Origin of the sequence: Vibrio hannami (assembly GCF_029589055.1) — a bacterium.
GTDB lineage: Bacteria > Pseudomonadota > Gammaproteobacteria > Enterobacterales > Vibrionaceae > Vibrio > Vibrio hannami.
This window is the reverse complement of sequence record NZ_JARQZP010000003.1, coordinates 1,342,990-1,361,352: the sequence shown is the minus strand read 5'-3', so window position 1 is coordinate 1,361,352 and position 18,363 is coordinate 1,342,990. Positions and strand designations below refer to the sequence as shown.

Below are 18,363 nucleotides of genomic sequence, written 5' to 3'. Positions count from 1 at the left end.
GAAGCAAACATGAGTGTCAGTAGACGATCTTTCTTGAAGGCAAACGCGGCGGTAGCGGCAGCATCGGTAACGGGAGTTATTCTTCCTACATCGGTTGCTAAAGCTGCTGGTAAAGACAACGAAGTACACTGGGATAAGGCTCCGTGCCGATTCTGTGGTACGGGTTGTAGTGTTCTGGTTGGTACCCAGAATGGTCGTGTTGTAGCCTCCCAGGGTGACCCGGATGCACCAGTAAACCGTGGTCTTAACTGTATTAAGGGTTATTTCCTACCTAAGATTATGTACGGTAAGGACCGCCTAACCCAACCTTTACTTCGTAAAACCGATGGTGTTTACGACAAAGAGGGTGAATTCACACCAGTTAGCTGGGATGAAGCCTTTGATGTAATGGCAGACAAATTTAAAGCTGCACTGAAAGAGAAAGGTCCTACTTCTGTAGGTATGTTCGGTTCAGGTCAGTGGACGGTTTGGGAAGGTTACGCTGCTGCTAAACTTTACAAAGCTGGTTTCCGTTCTAATAACATCGACCCTAACGCACGTCACTGTATGGCGTCTGCGGTAGTTGGTTTTGGCCGTACGTTTGGTATGGACGAACCAATGGGTTGTTACGATGACCTAGAGTACGCTGATGCGTTCGTACTTTGGGGATCGAACATGGCGGAAATGCACCCAATTCTTTGGTCGCGTCTAACTGACCGTCGTCTGTCTGAAAAACACGTTAAAGTAGCGGTTCTTTCTACTTATGAGCACCGTTCTTACGAGCTTGCAGATAACCCAATTATCTTTACACCACAAACCGATCTTGCGATCCTGAACTTCATCGCTCACTACATTATCTCGAATAATAAAGTGAACCAGGACTTCATGGATAAGCACGTTAACATCCGTAAGGGTGAAACGGATATCGGTTACGGTCTGCGTCCTACGCACCCACTAGAAAAAGCAGCGAAGAACCCAGGTAGTAAGAAGTCAACTCCAATGAGCTTCGAAGACTACGCTAAGTTCGTTTCCAAGTACGATGTGAAGTACACATCTGAGCTTTCTGGTGTGCCTGAAGATCAGCTAATTGAACTGGCGGAAATGTACGCAGATCCAAACGTGAAAGTTGTTTCTTACTGGACAATGGGCTTCAACCAGCACACTCGTGGTGTATGGGCGAACAACCTGATGTACAACGTGCACCTACTAACTGGCAAGATCTCTAAGCCGGGCTGTGGTCCATTCTCACTAACGGGTCAGCCATCTGCTTGTGGTACTGCTCGTGAAGTAGGTACATTCGCACACCGTCTGCCTGCAGATATGGTGGTAATGAATCCTAAGCACCGTGAATTTGCTGAGAAGCACTGGAACATCCCAGAAGGTACTATCCCAGCGAAGCCAGGTTACCACGCTGTACTTCAAGACCGCATGCTTAAAGACCGCAAGCTGAATGCTTACTGGGTTCAGTGTAACAACAACATGCAGGCTGGTCCGAACATCAACGAAGAGCGTTACCCTGGTTACCGCGATCCAGCTAACTTCATTGTTGTATCTGATCCGTACCCAACAGTTACCGCTATGGCGGCTGACCTTATCCTTCCAACAGCAATGTGGGTTGAGAAAGAAGGTGCTTACGGTAACGCAGAGCGTCGTACACAGTTCTGGCGTCAGCAGATTCAAGCTCCAGGCGAAGCTAAGTCTGATATGTGGCAGGTGATGGAATTCTCCAAGCGCTTCACAGTTGAAGAAGTGTGGCCAGCAGATCTGATCGCTAAGAAACCAGAACTAGCAGGTAAGACTCTATTCGAAGTGCTATTTACCAACGGTAAGGTAGATAAGTTTGGTCTTGATGAGCTAGCTGAAGGTCAGTTGAACGATGAGTCTCGTGACTTTGGCTTCTATGTTCAGAAAGGTCTGTTCGAAGAGTACGCATACTTTGGCCGTGGTCACCACCATGACCTTGGTACATTTGAACAATACCATGCATCACGCGGTCTTCGCTGGCCTGTGGTAGATGGTAAAGAAACACTATGGCGTTATGCAGAAGGCTATGACCCATATGTAGAAAAAGGCGAAGAGTTCTCGTTCTACGGTAAAAAAGATAAGAAAGCGGTTATCTTTGCGCTTCCTTATGAACCAGCAGCAGAAGCACCAGATGATGATTACGATCTATGGTTCTGTACTGGCCGTGTTCTTGAGCACTGGCACACTGGCTCTATGACACGTCGTGTACCTGAGCTATATCGTTCGTTCCCGGATGCGGTTGTTTACATGCACCCACTGGATGCGAAGAAGCGTGGTCTACGCCGTGGTGATGCGATTAAAGTATCTTCACGCCGTGGTGAAGTGTTGAGCCACGTTGAAACACGCGGACGTAACAAAGTGCCACAAGGTCTTATCTTCATGCCATTCTTTGATGCTGGACAACTGACCAACAAGCTAACGCTTGATGCGACTGACCCGCTATCGAAAGAGACTGACTTTAAGAAATGTGCAGTTAAGGTAGAGAAGGCGTAAAGCCTTGTTTGGAGAGTGAAGAATGAAAATTAACCATTCTTTACCATCTGCCAGTAGGCGGCGTTTTATGAGAGACGCCGCTCGTACAGCGGTTGGGGCTGGTGCCGCAGCGACGGTGCTTGGATTACAGACACAGCAGAGCAAGGCTGATACGGGTAGCGTGCCTATTCGTCCACCGGGTGCTCTGGCGGAGCAGGAGTTTTTAATGCCTGTCTGCGTTGTGGCTTGTGTGTTCAGGCATGCCCCTACGACACATTGAAACTAGCGACGATGCTTTCTCCGGTTGCAACGGGTACACCATATTTCAGTGCAAGGGATATCCCTTGTGAAATGTGTGATGACATCCCTTGTGTACCGGTATGCCCAAGCGGTGCGCTTGATCATTCATTAACAGATATTGCAGAAGCAAGAATGGGAACCGCGGTTCTTATTGACCACGAAAACTGCCTGAACTGGCAAGGTCTGCGTTGTGATGTATGTTACCGGGTCTGCCCATTGATTGATGAAGCTATCACCCTTGAGCCGATTCGAAACCAGCGTACTGGTGTGCATGCAATGTTTATCCCGACAGTGGTCACTGATAAGTGTACGGGTTGTGGTAAGTGTGAAGAAGCGTGTGTGCTTGAAACGACAGCGATTAAGGTTGTGCCTACCGCACTAGCGAGAGGCGAGCTTGGTCACCACTATCGTTTAGGCTGGGAAGAGAAAGAGAAGCATGGTGGCGAAAGCTTGATTCCTAAGCAGCTGGATTTACCAAATCGAGCACCTCTCGGAAACCCTGATGGTGTTAAAGAGGGAGGTTTGTGATGGCAATAAAACCTAAAGCGAAAAAGAATCTGGCAAAAGATGCCGGTAAAGAGTCAGCGAAGACGAACGGACTGTGGTTCGCAAATCGCTTTCTGATCCTTCGCAGGCTGATGCAAGTTTCAGTAATTGTCGCGTTTATGATGGGGCCAACATGGGGAATTTTGACAGGGAATCTCTCTTCTAGTGAGCTGCTAGGGACGATTCCGATGACAGACCCTCTGTTGCTGATGCAAACGTTAGCAACCGGCTTCTGGCCTGAAACGACAGCCATTATTGGTGGCTTAGTAGTAGCAGGCTTTTACGCAATCGCTGGACCAAGAATGTTCTGTGCCTGGATTTGTCCTGTAAACCTCGTGACAGATTTGGCTGCATGGATCAGACGAAAAACCGGACTAAAAGCAAGTTATCAGTGGTCTTCATCGATTCGCTACTGGTTACTCGCTGCCATCCTGGTTGGTAGTGCTGCTTCAGGCACGCTGCTATGGACCTGGCTGGATCTGGTTGCCGCCCTTCACCGTGGATTGGTTTTCGGTTTTGGTGCGGGCTGGGTACTGATTTTGATGGTATTCCTTATCGACCTGCTGCTTGTTGAGCATGGTTGGTGTGGACACTTATGCCCATTAGGGGCCACCTATGGCGCTATCGGTCGTTACAGCTTATTAAGAGTAACTGCGACTGACAGGGAAAAATGTAACAACTGTATGGACTGTTATAACGTCTGTCCTGAACCCAAAATCCTACGACAACCACTGAAGGAAGGGGACAGAAAAGTTATGAGTCAGGATTGCATTAGTTGCGGTCGCTGTATCGACGTCTGTGCTGAAAAAGTATTCGAATTTAGAATAAGAACTGGAGCTAAATATGAAGATTAAGTTTGTCGTGTCTGCGCTGCTGGCAGCAATAGTAAGTACGGCAGCAATCGCTGAAGTGACATCACTTCGGGGCGCTCAGGGAATAGCTGATACTAACGAAGTACCAACTTTGAAGAAGGTACCGAAGAGCCAGGATGTACTGGCGCTGGATTACGTGAACCAGCCTCCATTGATTCCACACGAAACGGGTCAGGTTCAACTTAACCCAAGTAATAATGGTTGTCTGGAATGTCATGATGTGAGTACTTACCGTAAGGCAAAGGCTCCGCGTGTAAGCCCAACTCACTATATGGATCGTGATAACAAGATCCTTACTGATGTAGCGCCTCGTCGTTACTTCTGTTTGCAGTGTCACGTTACTCAGGTTGATGCAGAGCCACTGGTACTAAATGAATTTGCACCAGCTGGTAAGTTCGGCCAGTAAGGGGGAGCTATGGGACTATTAAAGCGCTTTTGGGCGTGGTTTAGAAAGCCGAGTCACCTGGCGTTAGGTACTCTTCTTGTGGGCGGTTTCTTCGCTGGTATCATTTTCTGGGGTGGTTTTAACACCGGCATGGAAATGAGTAACCAGGAAGAGTTCTGTATCGGCTGTCACGAGATGGAGAACAACGTATACCAGGAGTATATCGGTACTATCCACTATACAAACCGCTCTGGTGTACGTGCTACCTGTCCGGATTGTCACGTGCCTAAAGAGTGGGGCCCTAAAATGGTTCGTAAGATCCAGGCGAGTAAAGAGCTTTGGGGTAAGCTAACAGGTAAAGTGGATACTGCTAAGAAGTTTGAAGAACATCGCTTCGAGATGGCATCCCGTGAATGGGATAGAATGAAGGCCAATGACTCACAAGAGTGTCGTAACTGTCACAACTTTGAATACATGGACTTTGTTTCTCAGAAGCCAGTTGCAGCTGAAATCCATGACCGTGCAGAAGATGCAGGCCAGACTTGTATCGACTGTCACAAAGGTATCGCTCACAAGCTACCTAAAGAGCATACGATCAACAAAGAGCTATAATTTAAGATTATATTTATTATCGAAAACACCTCGCTTTTTAGTGAGGTGTTTTTTTATACCCCATTGAAAATTAAACCAATATCCCGTCGTCGAATTAGAGTAGATGACGATCAATTAAGGATCAGGCTATAATTTAAAGGAGGAGATTGGAAAGGGAACTGAGTAATGGCACTTCAGCGAAGGCATAGCGATCCGGGAAAGCCGTATAATCCGGATATAGAGCTCACCAATAATCAGAGAAAGAAGTTTTCTGAAACAGCGAACAAAGCGGAAGCCAGACGAAAACAGAGAGATCTGTATAAGGCCGTATTGAACCCTAGGCAGGCGAGAGCTGAAGCGATTGCTAAAGCACGCGAGAAGTTGAATGCTCAATTAAACCAAAATGCAGAAGAACAGCCGAAAAATAAAGGAAAACTGCCTGAGCTTACGTTCTTGAGGGTGCTTATCTGGTCGATTGTTTTGGGATCATTTTGGGTTTGGATACTGTTTATGTTTCCAAGTAATTAAAGAAAGCCTTAGGCTTGTGACTGGTAGAACTTGTAGCGGTTTTTGCCAGAATGTTTAGCTTCATACATCGCTTTATCTGCACATCTTATTAGCTCACGAAGGTCATCGGCATCCTGTCGATAAATTGAAATGCCGATACTAAATGTTAGCAAACCAATACTTCCTTTCTTATCGAGGTCATCTGAGAACAGAACACTAATACGTTGAATGATGCCTTCCAGATCTTTCATGCTTGGGATGTCGTGCAGTAGAAGCATAAACTCATCGCCCGCGTATCTGGCTACGCAAAACTCATGCTTGTTCGTCTCTCTGTTTACGCCACGAATACAGTTAGATAGCCGCTGAGCAAAATGCTTAAGCACCTGATCTCCTGCATGGTGCCCGTGGGTGTCATTGATAGGTTTAAAGTTATCTATATCCAGAAAAATCAGTGCGGTGATGTTTTCACTGTTTTTGTTTTCTTGCAGTGTCTTCTTTGCCCAGGTTTCGAATGTCCAACGATTTGCCAGGCCAGTTAATCTATCCTTATACGCCAACTCCTGTATTCCTGAACGATAGAGCTCCTGCATATAGCTCATAGATTTGGAGTAATAATAGTTTGATAACAGGCACAAGGCGCAAGTCACTATCAGAGCGACCAGCAGTCGATTTTCAAAAGCAGAGTTGAGGTTTAGTGATGCGCTAACATCGGTATAAGACGTGTAAAGAGCCGTGAAGGCACAGAACGTAATGCTAATAGCTAAACTGGTTTTAAACTCATTTAAGTATATTGCACTGGCCAGTAGTGGAAATACCCAAAACATGTGAGAAATATTTCCGTCGAGGACTGTCAGATTGGTGAATGCGTGAACAAGCAAAACAGAAGTGAGTAAAACTTTGCTGTTTGAAGGATTTTTTCGGCGTTTGATTTGCCAGATATTAATCAGGCACAGAGCGCTTCCTAGCAGGTTAATAGCGGCGTTGATAGTGTGCCCTGTAAAGAGGTTAGTTGTTCCGAACCCCCAAGCAAAAACGCAGCGGTAGCTGCAAACAATACCACTATTTTGCTTTTTCTCTGGCTGTAAATATCAGCCATATCTGCTAACCGAGTACCGGAGAGTTCTTGCATGTTACTGTGATATTGAGCCAGAGTTAAATGTCATTATGTGTGCAATTGTATTATTTCTGAGATGGATGTGTATGTGACTTAGGTTCCATGTTTCATATTTGTTTCTATCCCAAGGGAGTTACTGAGTCTCCGGTTTTTATGTTGTTTTGGCTATCTTTCGAGCAGTTAGACCCAAATACTGCATAAATCACTAAAACGTAAAGAAAATATAACTACACTGGAGTTATGAGCTTTTATTTATGCTGAGGTATTAATGCCAGTTACTCCTTTATCTTCCAAAGATCTTTATCGTAAGTTGCAGAGCTGAATAAGCTTGATTGCAAATCAACAAAAGAATTATCACCGATCGACGAAATTGTAGGGCAGGAACGCGCAGAAGGCGGTAGAGTTTGCTATGTCCATCAAGGAGAAAGGCTATAACATCTATGCCATTGGCCAAAATGGTTTAGGCAAGCGCACCATGATCCTGAGATATCTCAGTAGACATCAGTACGAGGTGGACTCCCTGTATGATTGGTGTTACGTCGCTAACTTCGAAGATATCAGAACACCAAAGGTTCTTAAGCTACCTGCTGGTATGGGCAGCAAGCTTAAGCAGGATATAGAAAAGTTAATGGTGAAGCTGGTAAAGGCTATTCCCTTAGCGTTTGACAATGAAATGTACTACAGCAGGGCGGAAAAGCTCAAAGGTCAGTTAACTCAAAAGCAGCAAACAGAGCTTGAAGAGATAAGCAAAGACGCAAAAGAGAAAGGCATTAGTCTTACTTTGACCACTCAGGGTGACTACCAGTTTATCGCCATGAACGGTGAGGAGCAGCATACCGAAGAAACTTTCGAGAGCTTACCTAAAGCAGAACAGGAACGCTTTGGCAAAAATATCGATGAGCTGGAGATCCAGCTGAGAACTATGGTTCGCCAGCTTACGGAATGGGAAGAAGCTACAGTGAAAAAATTCAAAAGCTGAATGATGAAGTTACTCTTGAAGTGATTACTCACTTTATCAAGGAGCTCAAGAAAAGCTATCTTGGCTACGGTGAGATTAAGAAATACTTGACTGAACTTCAGAAGGATATTGTTGAGAATGTTGAGATCTTCCTTGAAGAAAGTGGAGAGCAAGGTGAGATTGCAGCTGCGTCGCTAGATAAAAAGTTACCACGACGATACAAAGTCAATGTCCTGGTGAGCCAGAAGTCGGATGATTTTCCTATCGTGGTTGAAGAGAGCCCTAACTACCATACTCTATTTGGTTACACCGAGACCGCAACATACAAGGGCACGGTGTTTACTGATTTCTCATTGATTCGCTCGGGTGCATTGCACAAAGCTAATGGTGGTGTGTTGCTGATCGATGCAATTAAAGTATTGGAACAGCCATATGTCTGGGATGGTTTAAAGCGCGCTCTTCGCTCCCTGCCAGCTAAGCCTAACAGCACTTGAAAAAGAGGTAACTCTTACCGGTGCGGTTTTCATTGGATCCAGAGCCGATTCCACTAGATGTAAAAATCATTCTTTTCGGTGACTACCGGACTTATCAGCTTCTGCAACACTATGATCCGGAGTTTGGTGAGCTATTCAGGGTTACAGCGGATTTTGAAGACGAAATGAATCGAAACGACGATTCTGAGCTGAACTACGCCCGTTTTATTTCCAGCATCGTTCATGATAGCAAGATGCTTCACTGTGACAGGAAAGCCATCGCCAGAATCATTGAGTACAGTTCCAGAATGGCGGGTGATCAGAACAAGCTTTCGTTGCACTCTGCCTATATCGCCAACCTGTTGCGTGAATCAAATTATGTGGCAAGGAATGCACGTTCTAACCTCATCAGAACGAGATCATGTTGATCAGGCGCTTAAGAATCAGGAGATGCGTGTAAATCGCCTTCAGGATAACGTGATGGAGTCGTTTACCAATGGTACTACGCTTATCCATACTACAGGGTCGGCTATTGGTCAGGTTAACGCCTTATCCGTGTTGAGTACCAGTGACCATATGTTTGGTGCGCCGAATAGAATTACAGCGACTACCTCATATGGTGATGGTGAAGTGATTGATATCGAGAGAAATGTGGATCTGGGTGGCAGTCTTCACTCAAAAGGTGTGATGATCCTTTCCTCATATATTGCTTCAGTGTTTGGAAAAACCGCGAAAATTCCTCTTACAACCAATATTACCTTTGAGCAATCATATGGTGGTGTCGATGGTGATAGCGCCAGCATGGCTGAGTTGTGTGCCGTTGTTTCAGCGTTTTCTAAGCAGCCAAACCGCCAGGATATAGCCATTACTGGCTCAATGAACCAGTTTGGTGAAGCGCAGCCAATCGGTGGAGTTAACGAAAAAATTGAAGGTTTTTACGATGTGTGTGTAATCAAAGGCCGTCATCATGAGCAAGGTGTCATTATCCCGTGTTCCAACGTGCATAATCTGATGCTACGCCAGGATATTGTTAAAGCCGTGGAGAAAGGTGAATTCCATATCTGGGCGATAGATCATGTATCCGAGGCTATCGAGCTCTTCACGGGTAAGCCTGCAGGTGAAGTTAGTGAAGAAGGGAGCTATCCGATTAATACCATATTTGGAATCGCTCAAGCGAAGCTGAATGCGTTGAGGAAGTAGTTTCATCAATAATTGTCATCCCGGATGAGCCTAAGCGAAGTCCGGGATCTATTTTTACTATAGCGAGCTTTATTTAGATTCCGTACTACACTCGTTCCTCGTTATACGGAATGACTATCTTCGGTTTGGCTTAGTCGTCTCTACTATATTTTCAGTGCCAACTTGGTACCATCAAACTTAAGGTGGCTTAGCAGTACTTTAACGTTAGTTAAACCATCTTCATCAAACTTAATACCGTATTTAGCGTAGTGAATAGATCCTTGTAAGTTACAAATATTGCCACTTAGGGGCAGAAGCCTCACACTGGATTTAGAGCTGGTAATAACAGAGAGTTTAACCGTATCGCCAATATTAAAACTGTTTGCCAGAGAGCTGGTTACAAAGCGACAGCCACCTTTTGAAAGATCCCTGATTTCACACTCAATTTTTCGTTCGCCAACAATCGCTCTGGCAATCAGGTTTACATCATAGCGAGGCTCTTTACGAAGCTGGTTGATTTTCATCATGCCAGGGATGTTGATCATCACCATTCTTAAAGGCTCTTCGGTGATGTGCTCTATCTGGCTTTTAAAGTGAATTATCGCGCCTTCACCTTTTTGAGATATGGCGCGAACAACGATCCAGAATCCTTCCTGAAAGAAGTATTCAAAGTCGTCATCTGATATTTCGGGTGGCTCTATAAGCATCAGGTTATCTGTGTGGGTACCAATTAGCTTTGCCTTACCCATGTACTTAATACCGACAGGTGTGGTGATATTGATGGTAAGCTCGCTACCATGGCTCATCATATCTATCGCGTCTGTGCTATTTATCGTCGACTCTGTGGTTCTTTCTTGAACCATTGATTTTACCCTCTGCTTTGCCATCGAAGCGGACATTGCTGTTACACTCATACTGCCAACTCCTTGAGTGATATTTTATACTTTTTATTTTGTTAACGATTCTGCGAGGAATCATATAATCCGATTTTATGGTCTATTACTTATGATTTAAATAGTGATTGCTAAATTATGAGTGATACTACGGAATTTGGTTGCATAAGTGTATAGCTAATGAACTTAACGCACTTCTACTGATACTGTGACAATCGCGTGGTCGCTCGCTAGCCTGTCCAGCTCATGTCTTGGGTTAACGATATGATTATCAATCACTGAGTAGTTCCTTACGATAAAGTGCCCATGGCTGTTCTCACTATCGAATTCCCCCGATAACAAAACGTAATCTAATGTATTACCTACCGCACCATAATAGTGAGTCGGAGTCCGCGACCACTGCAAAAAGTCTTTATCTTTACCAAATTGTTTACAATACTGTTGCCAGGAATCAAAAAGCATTGGCATTCCAGTTATATCTTCACTTGTTCTTTGTTCATCAGGAGAGAGTAGTACCGCGTTTTCGAGGCTCTTGAGCGATTGGTTAAAATCGCCGAGTAGCACTACAGGGCGTACATCAGAGAGCCTAAGTTGAGAGATATAATGATATAAGAAATGAGTCTCAAATCCCCTCTGAACGGTAGAAAGCCAACTGCCAAAATTTTTCGCTCCGACCTGGCTATGATCTTCTTTATCCTCAGCTGTAGGCATGTTACCAACGATAGGGCGCTGAGACTTAAGATGGACATTGATGACCTCTATTTCACCAACGCCTTCGACACATATCGTTGCGTGTATGGGCATCCGGCTAAAAGAGAACGGCTCTGAAAGAGGATAGTGTTCTACTAATGTACGGTCAGGTTTCACCTCTCTGGCGGATTGAATAGGATACCGTGAAGCGATGGCAAGTGGCGGCTTAGAGTACAGGTAGCCTTTTTCTACCTCTGGTGTATCAATAGCAGTGAAATACGGATATCCACACTGCTCTGATAATATTCGTAGCGAGTCTGGTGAAAATACTTCTTGAAATCCTATGATGTCCGCGTTTGCTTCTCTTAATTTGTCCGCAATCCAGCCTTGCTTTTTATCCCACTGTTCGTTGGTATAAATATTCTCTAAATCATAATAAGCATTGGGTGGCTCTAGGTAATTAAGTAAATTGAAGGTCGCTATCTTTATGGCTTTACGCATCACTTCTATGGTTTGGTTGTTTTATCTAAGAGTAAGCTATTCCTGGCAAAAGTAAAAAGGGTGCCGAAGCACCCAGTTAAACTGATAAAGTCTGTCATCCCGGATGAGCCATAGCGAAGTCCGGGACCTTTAGCTAGATACCGTACTACGCTCGTTCCTCACCATACGGAATGACCGGGTTTGCGTTATTCAATTTCAAATATACACGCCTGATATGGACTTAGAGTTAGCTCGCGCACATCAGAGATGTCATCAGCATAGTTGTTTAATACCACTTTTTTCAGCTGGTGATCATAGGCTCGGCTTTGTACTTCACCACTAAAGTTCGCTACAACTAACAGTGTTTTGCCATCGTAGAAGCGAAGATACGCGTAGACCTTAGAATCTTCGGGATCAAGTAACTGATGTTTACCATAAACCACCACATCGCCATATTCGTCTCCCTGACGCAGCTCAACTAACTTTCTGTAATGATGGTAGACAGAGCCTTGATCTGAAACCGCTTGTGCGGCGTTTATCTCTGTGTAATTCGGGTTGACTGGCAGCCATGGTGTTCCGGAAGTGAACCCTGCATTATCTGAAGCGTCCCAGTGAACCGGTACTCGGGCATGATCGCGAGAGAAATGATTCAGGAAGTCGATCGCTTCGGCTGGCTCGATGCCTCTATCCATCATTTTTTGATAGTGGAATTTAGCCATCAGGTCATTGAACTCTTCGATGTTGTTAAAGTGTTTGTTGGTCATGGCCAACTCTTCACCTTGATAGATGTATGGTGTACCACTCATCATATGCAGCACTGTCCCCAGCATTTTGGCACTGATCACACGATATTCATCGCCGTCATTACCGTAGCGAGAAACGGTTCGCGGTTGGTCGTGGTTACTCCAGTAGACACTATTCCAACCTTTTTGATAAAGGTCATCCTGCCATTTAGACATGATGGACTTGTACTGAAGCAAATCAAACGGTTTGCGCACTGCGTTATGTTCTTCACGGTCGATACTTACATGTTCGAACTGGAAGATCATACTGATCTCTTTGCGGCCTGGGTCTGAGTAGAAGCGACCATCCATTGTATTGGTAAACGGAGTTTCTCCAACTGTAAGGACGTCATAATGAGAAAGCACTTTTTCGTTCATTTCACGAAGATACTGGTGGCATAGCATGTTATTTGCCCAGTGCTCCCAGCCTGCAACTCCTTCGTCAAAAATGGAGGCATCAGGAAAATCTGAAGGTTTACCTATCATATTGATAACGTCCATGCGGAAACCACCCAACCCTTTCTTGAGCCAGAAGTGCATCATCTCATATACGGCTTCGCGAACTTCTGGGTTAGCCCAGTTCAGGTCGGGCTGCTTGTTACTAAATAGGTGTAGGTAGTACTGGCCTGATTCCTCATCCAAAGTCCAGGCCTTTGGTTTAAAGAAAGACTCCCAGTTATTGGGCTCGCTGCCATCTTCCTTTGGATCTTTCCAGATGTACCAGTCACGTTTCGGGTTGTCTTTACCTTTTTTGGACTCTTTAAACCATGGATGTTCGTCGGAAGTATGATTCACCACCAGGTCCATCACGATTTTTATGCCACGCGCATCAGCTTGTTTGATCAGCTCATCCATGTCATCCATGGTGCCGAATTCAGGAGCAATTTCGTAGTAATCGGAGATGTCATAACCATTGTCATCCATCGGAGATTGATACACCGGGCTCAACCAAATCACATTGGCACCCAACCCCTTGATATGATCCAGTTTCTCAATAATTCCAGGGATATCACCAACCCCATCACCATTTGAATCGTTAAAGCTGCGAGGGTAGATTTGATAAACAACGGCGTTGTGCCACCAACGTCTTTCCAATTGTTCGTTACTCATTTGAGTGCTCCTGTTGGCATAGCGGTCTATAAAGTGTAGTTACAGTCATGTTGTTTTTCTGATTATCAATTCAGAGGGTAGATTAATAGATTCATATGGAATCAGGCCCAGAGCCATTTGCGCTGCGATACGGCCTTTCTCGGTTAATGGTTGATTCACTGTTGTTAAATCATGAACTGCAGCGTCTGGGATATTATCGAATCCGACAATTTTGAGTTCTTCCGGCACTTTGATGCCTAGCTCTTTAGTGACTTCAAGCGCGGCAAGGGCGATTTTGTCGCTCATACAAAGCATTGCACCAACTTTATCGGGTGCGGTTAGCGCTCCCCTTAAAACGGTTTTTAGCGCTTCAGGCTCTAACTGATGAATTTGCCAGATATTTTGTGAAGAGATTTCGATTCCTGCCTCTTCCATCGCATCCTGGTAGCCATCAAAACGGCAGCGAGAGATGGATTCTTCACTACTGTAAAGCTTGTCATGATGAAGCAAAGTAATTGCTGTAGAAGGTTCCAGCTTAAGTCCAAGTATAAGCACTTTTCCCTTTAGGCCCTGAAGCGCATGTTTTGCAACTTCATAAGATGCTTCACGGTTATTGATATTGATGGAGGGCGCACCATCCAACTTAAAGTCGACTGCGATTAGAGGCTTACCTTGTCTTTGAATTCTTTCTACTACTGATGAATCCACGGGCTTTCCGTAAACAATAAAGCTGTCCGGTATTGTTTCGACCTGGGTGTTTTGGTAGTTCTCGGCGCTAGAAGGAAGCAACAACATATTGACGTGTTGTGCATCTAGTGTAGAAGAGATTCCAGCCAGAAATCGCGTCGCTACAGGGTCTGAAAAGTTGTAAGAGAGGTTGTCAGCTAATAAGACACCGATGACACCGGTTTTACCAGTTCTAAGGCTGCGAGCGGTCAGGCTTGGGCCAGTATATCCTAGTTCGTGGCACTGTTTTAGAATCTTATCTCTGAGTGAAACAGAAAGTTGATCAGGTCTGTTAAAGGCATTAGAAACCGTGGCTGTAGAAACCCCTAATTTTGCAGCGACATCTTTCAGAGTTGGCTTTTTATTTTCTCTTTTCATTACTGGATTCTTCTTGCTCGTAAGCCACTTTGGAATTCTAGAACGATTAAGTTGAATAAAGAAATGGATCCAGCCATGAAAAATATCAGAGTTTGAGGTAACTCACTTATTTGTGTTTTTATTGCTCGGTTTATTGATGAGCTACGCATCTTTAGATTCTTTTTTAGTCAAATTTAGATTTCATGACTAATGTATTTAGAAGGACTTAACCGATTAAGTCGCTAAGACGACAAGTCCTTAACGAATTAAAATAAACAAGTACCCTATACATGGAGTCTACCAATGAATAAAGCTCTACTTACCAGTGCTATTGCTCTTGCTATATCCTCCACCTCTGCACTAGCCGCTGACCTTAAGTACGCACCAGGTGAAGATAGTCGCTTCAACTGGGACAGCTATGAAATGTTGAAGAAAACGGATTTGAAAGGCGAAACCATTACCGTGTTTGGCCCGTGGCTTGGTCCAGATAAGGCATTAATTGAAAGTGTTATCGCGTATTTTGAAGAAGCGACTGGCGCAGATGTGCAATATGCTGGCTCCGACTCGTTTGAACAACAAATCGCAATCGATGTGCAAGCAGGTAGTGCACCTAACGTGGCGATTTTCCCTCAACCAGGTCTTGCAGCTAACCTTGCGGCAAAAGGTTACTTAACACCGTTAAGCAGTGATTGGAAAGGTTGGATCAACGACAACTATGCAGCAGGTTCATCATGGGTAGACCTGGGTACATTTGCTGATGAGAAAGGCAAAGATCAACTATTCGGTTTCTTCTACAAAGTGGATTTGAAATCACTGGTTTGGTATGTGCCTGAAAACTTTGAAGATGCGGGCTATGAAGTGCCTGAAACGATGGAAGAGTTGAAAGCTCTGACAGAACAAATTGTTAAAGATGGCGAAACTCCATGGTGTGTTGGTTTAGGTAGTGGCGGTGCAACTGGCTGGCCAGCAACAGACTGGGTTGAAGATATGATGCTACGTACGCAGTCTCCACAAGACTACGACAAGTGGGTATCTAACGAGCTTAAGTTCAATGACCCTAAAGTGAAGGCGGCCATTGATGAGTTTGGCTGGTTCCTGAAAGATGATTTCGTGGATGGTGGTTCTCGCGCGGTAGCTGCAACGGACTTCCGTGACAGCCCTAAAGGCATGTTCTCATCACCTGCTAAGTGTTATATGCACAGACAAGCTTCATTTATCCCGTCTTTCTTCCCGGAAGGTACGGTGTTGGGTGAAGATGCTGACTTCTTCTACTTCCCAGCTTATGAATCTAAAGATTTAGGTAAGCCAGTTCTTGGTGCCGGTACTATGTGGAGTGTCACTAAAGATTCTAAAGCAACTCGTGAGTTTATGAAGTTCCTACAGTCTCCAATCGCTCATGAAATCTGGATGGCTCAATCTGGCTTCCTTACTCCGTTCAAGGGCGCAAATGTTGATGCTTACGCGAATGACACTTTGAAGAAACAGGGTCAAATTCTGCTTAATGCGACAACCTTCCGCTTTGATGGTTCTGATTTGATGCCAGGTAAGATCGGCGCTGGTGCGTTCTGGACTGGCATGGTGAACTACAGTGGTGGTCAGTCTTCGCAGCAGGTTGCTGATGAAATTCAGAAAACCTGGGATGCTCTAAAATAATAACAAGGAAATATGCAAGGCTGACGTGTGTCAGCCTTGCATTTGTTTACTATTCTTTTGATTGGTCAAGTTTTTTGATGTGAGGTTAACATGGGACAACTCTATTCATCCCTCTTTATCGTGTTCCTCGGTGTCGCTGGCTGTGTTATCTACTTTTGGGGTAGTAACTGGGTTCTGAAACTTATCTTCCCTTCTCATGGTGTTTCCAACGAGCAGATGGCGAAAAACATTAGCCGTGCAGCGGCTGTTCGCCCGTGGTTATTCCTGGGACCAGCATTAACCTTTCTAGGATTGTATCTAGTTTACCCGGTGTTTGATTCGGTCATTTTGTCTCTGCATGACAAAAACGGCGAACATTTTGTAGGGCTAGATAACTACTCATGGTTATTCGCTGATAGAGAATTTAGAGAGTCGCTCTTTAACAACATGCTATGGCTGTTGGTTGTTCCAGCTGCCTCGACATTTTTTGGACTCGTTATTGCTGCAATGACTGACAAGGTCAGCTGGGGCAATATAGCGAAAAGTCTGGTATTTATGCCGATGGCGATTTCATTTATAGGTGCTTCGATTATATGGAAGTTTGTTTACGATTACCGCTCAGAGGGCACCGAACAGATAGGTGTGTTGAATGCTCTGGTAGAGTATTTTGGTGGTACACCAGAAGCCTGGATCACCATTCCATTCTGGAACAACTTCTTCCTGATGGTGATTCTTATCTGGATTCAGACGGGTTTCGCTATGGTCATTCTTTCTGCTGCACTTCGTGGTATCCCTGAAGAAACGGTGGAAGCTGCGGTATTGGATGGTGCTAACGGCATACAGATCTTTTTCAAGATCTTAATTCCTCAGATATGGGGAACAATAGCCGTGGTATGGACAACTATTACCATCACCGTACTGAAAGTATTCGATATTGTACTTGCAATGACTAATGGTCAGTGGAGTACGCAAGTACTCGCTAACATGATGTTCGACTGGATGTTCCGCGGGGGCGGTGATTTCGGTCGTGGCGCTGCAATTGCGGTAATCATCATGGTCGCGGTTATTCCGGTAATGATCTGGAATATTCGTCAGGCAAACAAACAGATGGAGGGACGCTAGATGTCTGAAGATGCTAAGTTTAGCTTTAGTAAAATGCGCCGTTCTCCATTAACGTTATTGGTGCACGCGTCGGTTCTGTTAATTGTCATTATGTGGACGTTTCCGACGGCAGGACTTTTAATTTCATCTTTCCGTGACAAAGAGCAATTGGCAATTTCTGGTTGGTGGACTGCACTTTCTTCATCAGAACAAAACCTGATTGCGCGTACGGAACATCCAGATACTCAAGTCAATCGTGACGGTGTTTATATTCTAGAAGGGAAGATTCTTGATGATGACGGCGCTGCTGTCGATGTCATTCAGTTTGGCTGGTCTTCTAAAGCGCCAACTGAGTTTGCACCGGGTGATACAGCCCCGATGAGAAAGGGTGGAACATTAACGGTTCAGGAAGATGGCAGTTATGTGATGACCTCACAGGAACCATTTAAGGGTTCCCGAGGAAAGCGGATCTTCTATACAGCGGAGGTTCCACCTAAGTTCAGTTTGGATAATTACCGAGAGGTATTAACCGCTGAAGGTATAGGGCAGTCATTTATTAACTCATTAACGGTGACGATCCCGGCGACCATTATTCCGATTCTTATTGCTGCTTTTGCTGCATACGCATTGTCCTGGATGAAAATGCCCGGACGTGGCTTATTGATTGCGCTCGTGGTTGGCTTGTTGGTAGTGCCGTTGCAGATGTCACTGATTCCTCTGCTTAGGTTGTATAACGATATAGGGTCATTCTTTGGTGTCGGAGCTAAGACTTATCTGGGGATATGGCTCGCACATACCGGGTTTGGTTTGCCGTTGGCAATATACTTGCTACGCAATTATATCTCTAACCTGCCTAAAGAGATTATTGAATCTGCACAGGTGGATGGGGCGACTCATTTTGAGATATTCGTCCGAATCGTATTACCTCTTTCATTCCCTGCACTGGCTTCATTTGCCATCTTCCAGTTCTTGTGGGTATGGAATGACTTATTGGTTGCGACAGTATTTCTTGGTGTTGGCGAGAATGAAATGGTACTGACTGCACGTTTGAGAGAGCTACTTGGTTCCCGTGGTGGTAACTGGGAAATTCTGACTGCTTCTGCATTTGTATCTATTGCAGTACCGCTAGGCGTGTTCTTTAGCCTGCAACGTTATTTAGTTCGTGGCCTGTTAGCTGGCTCTGTTAAGTAAGACGGAGAACGGAGAAAAGTAT

Annotated in this window: 13 protein-coding genes and 2 pseudogenes; 10 read left to right on the top strand and 5 right to left on the bottom strand. The window is 44.9% G+C overall.

From position 1 onward, the window contains the following. Window positions 1-9 precede the first annotated feature (9 nt). The 6 genes and pseudogenes from napA to P7F88_RS07845 all read left to right on the top strand — a co-directional run bounded on the left by napA (window position 10) and on the right by P7F88_RS07845 (window position 5,697). Complete coding sequence (gene napA / locus P7F88_RS07870; protein ID WP_277823458.1) at window positions 10-2,496, top strand: nitrate reductase catalytic subunit NapA; 2,487 nt, start codon at window positions 10-12, stop codon at window positions 2,494-2,496. Between the two features lie 22 nt (window positions 2,497-2,518). Next, window positions 2,519-3,303: pseudogene (gene napG, locus P7F88_RS07865) on the top strand (ferredoxin-type protein NapG). Then, window positions 3,303-4,175, top strand: a complete 873-nt coding sequence (napH, locus tag P7F88_RS07860) for a quinol dehydrogenase ferredoxin subunit NapH (protein ID WP_277823456.1) — start codon at window positions 3,303-3,305, stop codon at window positions 4,173-4,175. The pseudogene napG and the gene napH overlap by 1 nt, the downstream one beginning before the upstream one ends. Beyond that, window positions 4,165-4,599 carry a nitrate reductase cytochrome c-type subunit gene (locus P7F88_RS07855; protein WP_277823454.1) on the top strand — a complete coding sequence of 145 codons (435 nt, stop codon included), beginning with the start codon at window positions 4,165-4,167 and terminating at the stop codon, window positions 4,597-4,599. The genes napH and P7F88_RS07855 overlap by 11 nt, the downstream gene beginning before the upstream one ends. A gap of 9 nt (window positions 4,600-4,608) precedes the next feature. Next, a complete protein-coding gene (gene napC / locus P7F88_RS07850; RefSeq protein ID WP_277823452.1) occupies window positions 4,609-5,190 on the top strand; it encodes a cytochrome c-type protein NapC in 582 nt (193 codons plus the stop codon). 165 nt (window positions 5,191-5,355) lie between these two features. Continuing rightward, entirely contained in the window at window positions 5,356-5,697 is a 342-nt protein-coding gene (locus P7F88_RS07845; protein ID WP_277823450.1) for a hypothetical protein, read from the top strand. Between the two features lie 8 nt (window positions 5,698-5,705). Here the strand turns inward: P7F88_RS07845 and P7F88_RS07840 are convergent, their stop codons facing one another. Continuing rightward, a complete protein-coding gene (locus tag P7F88_RS07840; protein ID WP_277823448.1) occupies window positions 5,706-6,500 on the bottom strand; it encodes a GGDEF domain-containing protein in 795 nt (264 codons plus the stop codon). A 558-nt stretch (window positions 6,501-7,058) separates the two neighbouring features. Between P7F88_RS07840 and P7F88_RS07835 the strand changes: the two are divergent. After that, window positions 7,059-9,421: pseudogene (locus P7F88_RS07835) on the top strand (Lon protease family protein). Window positions 9,422-9,564: 143 nt separating this feature from the next. Here the strand turns inward: P7F88_RS07835 and P7F88_RS07830 are convergent. From P7F88_RS07830 to P7F88_RS07815, 4 genes are all read right to left on the bottom strand, one after another. After that, a complete protein-coding gene (locus P7F88_RS07830; RefSeq protein ID WP_422127641.1) occupies window positions 9,565-10,314 on the bottom strand; it encodes a PilZ domain-containing protein in 750 nt (249 codons plus the stop codon). A gap of 165 nt (window positions 10,315-10,479) precedes the next feature. After that, the gene (locus P7F88_RS07825) at window positions 10,480-11,484 is read right to left on the bottom strand and encodes an endonuclease/exonuclease/phosphatase family protein (RefSeq protein WP_277823446.1); all 1,005 of its coding nucleotides are present in this window, start codon (window positions 11,482-11,484) and stop codon (window positions 10,480-10,482) included. A 185-nt stretch (window positions 11,485-11,669) separates the two neighbouring features. Further along, entirely contained in the window at window positions 11,670-13,355 is a 1,686-nt protein-coding gene (locus P7F88_RS07820) for a glycoside hydrolase family 13 protein (protein ID WP_277823445.1), read from the bottom strand. 45 nt (window positions 13,356-13,400) lie between these two features. Next, window positions 13,401-14,438, bottom strand: coding sequence for a LacI family DNA-binding transcriptional regulator (locus P7F88_RS07815; RefSeq protein WP_277823443.1), 1,038 nt, complete (start codon window positions 14,436-14,438; stop codon window positions 13,401-13,403). Between the two features lie 282 nt (window positions 14,439-14,720). Here P7F88_RS07815 and P7F88_RS07810 point away from each other — a divergent pair, with 282 nt between their 5' ends. The 3 genes from P7F88_RS07810 to P7F88_RS07800 all read left to right on the top strand — a co-directional run bounded on the left by P7F88_RS07810 (window position 14,721) and on the right by P7F88_RS07800 (window position 18,341). Further along, on the top strand, window positions 14,721-16,070 hold the full coding sequence (locus P7F88_RS07810) for an ABC transporter substrate-binding protein (protein ID WP_277823441.1): 1,350 nt from the start codon (window positions 14,721-14,723) through the stop codon (window positions 16,068-16,070). A 90-nt stretch (window positions 16,071-16,160) separates the two neighbouring features. Continuing rightward, window positions 16,161-17,171 carry a carbohydrate ABC transporter permease gene (locus P7F88_RS07805; RefSeq protein WP_277823439.1) on the top strand — a complete coding sequence of 337 codons (1,011 nt, stop codon included), beginning with the start codon at window positions 16,161-16,163 and terminating at the stop codon, window positions 17,169-17,171. Next, complete coding sequence (locus tag P7F88_RS07800) at window positions 17,172-18,341, top strand: carbohydrate ABC transporter permease (protein WP_277823437.1); 1,170 nt, start codon at window positions 17,172-17,174, stop codon at window positions 18,339-18,341. The last annotated feature ends 22 nt before the right edge of the window (window positions 18,342-18,363 follow it).

Excerpts from the sequence above, each read along its gene's own strand:
- P7F88_RS07810 (WP_277823441.1), top strand. The coding sequence starts at position 14,721 with ATGAATAAAGCTCTACTTACCAGTGCTATTGCTCTTGCTATATCCTCC.
- napA (WP_277823458.1), top strand. The coding sequence starts at position 10 with ATGAGTGTCAGTAGACGATCTTTCTTGAAGGCAAACGCGGCGGTAGCG.
- P7F88_RS07825 (WP_277823446.1), bottom strand. The coding sequence starts at position 11,484 with ATGCGTAAAGCCATAAAGATAGCGACCTTCAATTTACTTAATTACCTA.
- P7F88_RS07800 (WP_277823437.1), top strand. The coding sequence starts at position 17,172 with ATGTCTGAAGATGCTAAGTTTAGCTTTAGTAAAATGCGCCGTTCTCCA.
- P7F88_RS07855 (WP_277823454.1), top strand. The coding sequence starts at position 4,165 with ATGAAGATTAAGTTTGTCGTGTCTGCGCTGCTGGCAGCAATAGTAAGT.
- P7F88_RS07805 (WP_277823439.1), top strand. The coding sequence starts at position 16,161 with ATGGGACAACTCTATTCATCCCTCTTTATCGTGTTCCTCGGTGTCGCT.
- napH (WP_277823456.1), top strand. The coding sequence starts at position 3,303 with ATGGCAATAAAACCTAAAGCGAAAAAGAATCTGGCAAAAGATGCCGGT.
- napC (WP_277823452.1), top strand. The coding sequence starts at position 4,609 with ATGGGACTATTAAAGCGCTTTTGGGCGTGGTTTAGAAAGCCGAGTCAC.
- P7F88_RS07815 (WP_277823443.1), bottom strand. The coding sequence starts at position 14,438 with ATGAAAAGAGAAAATAAAAAGCCAACTCTGAAAGATGTCGCTGCAAAA.
- P7F88_RS07830 (WP_422127641.1), bottom strand. The coding sequence starts at position 10,314 with ATGAGTGTAACAGCAATGTCCGCTTCGATGGCAAAGCAGAGGGTAAAA.
- P7F88_RS07840 (WP_277823448.1), bottom strand. The coding sequence starts at position 6,500 with ATGTTTTGGGTATTTCCACTACTGGCCAGTGCAATATACTTAAATGAG.
- P7F88_RS07845 (WP_277823450.1), top strand. The coding sequence starts at position 5,356 with ATGGCACTTCAGCGAAGGCATAGCGATCCGGGAAAGCCGTATAATCCG.
- P7F88_RS07820 (WP_277823445.1), bottom strand. The coding sequence starts at position 13,355 with ATGAGTAACGAACAATTGGAAAGACGTTGGTGGCACAACGCCGTTGTT.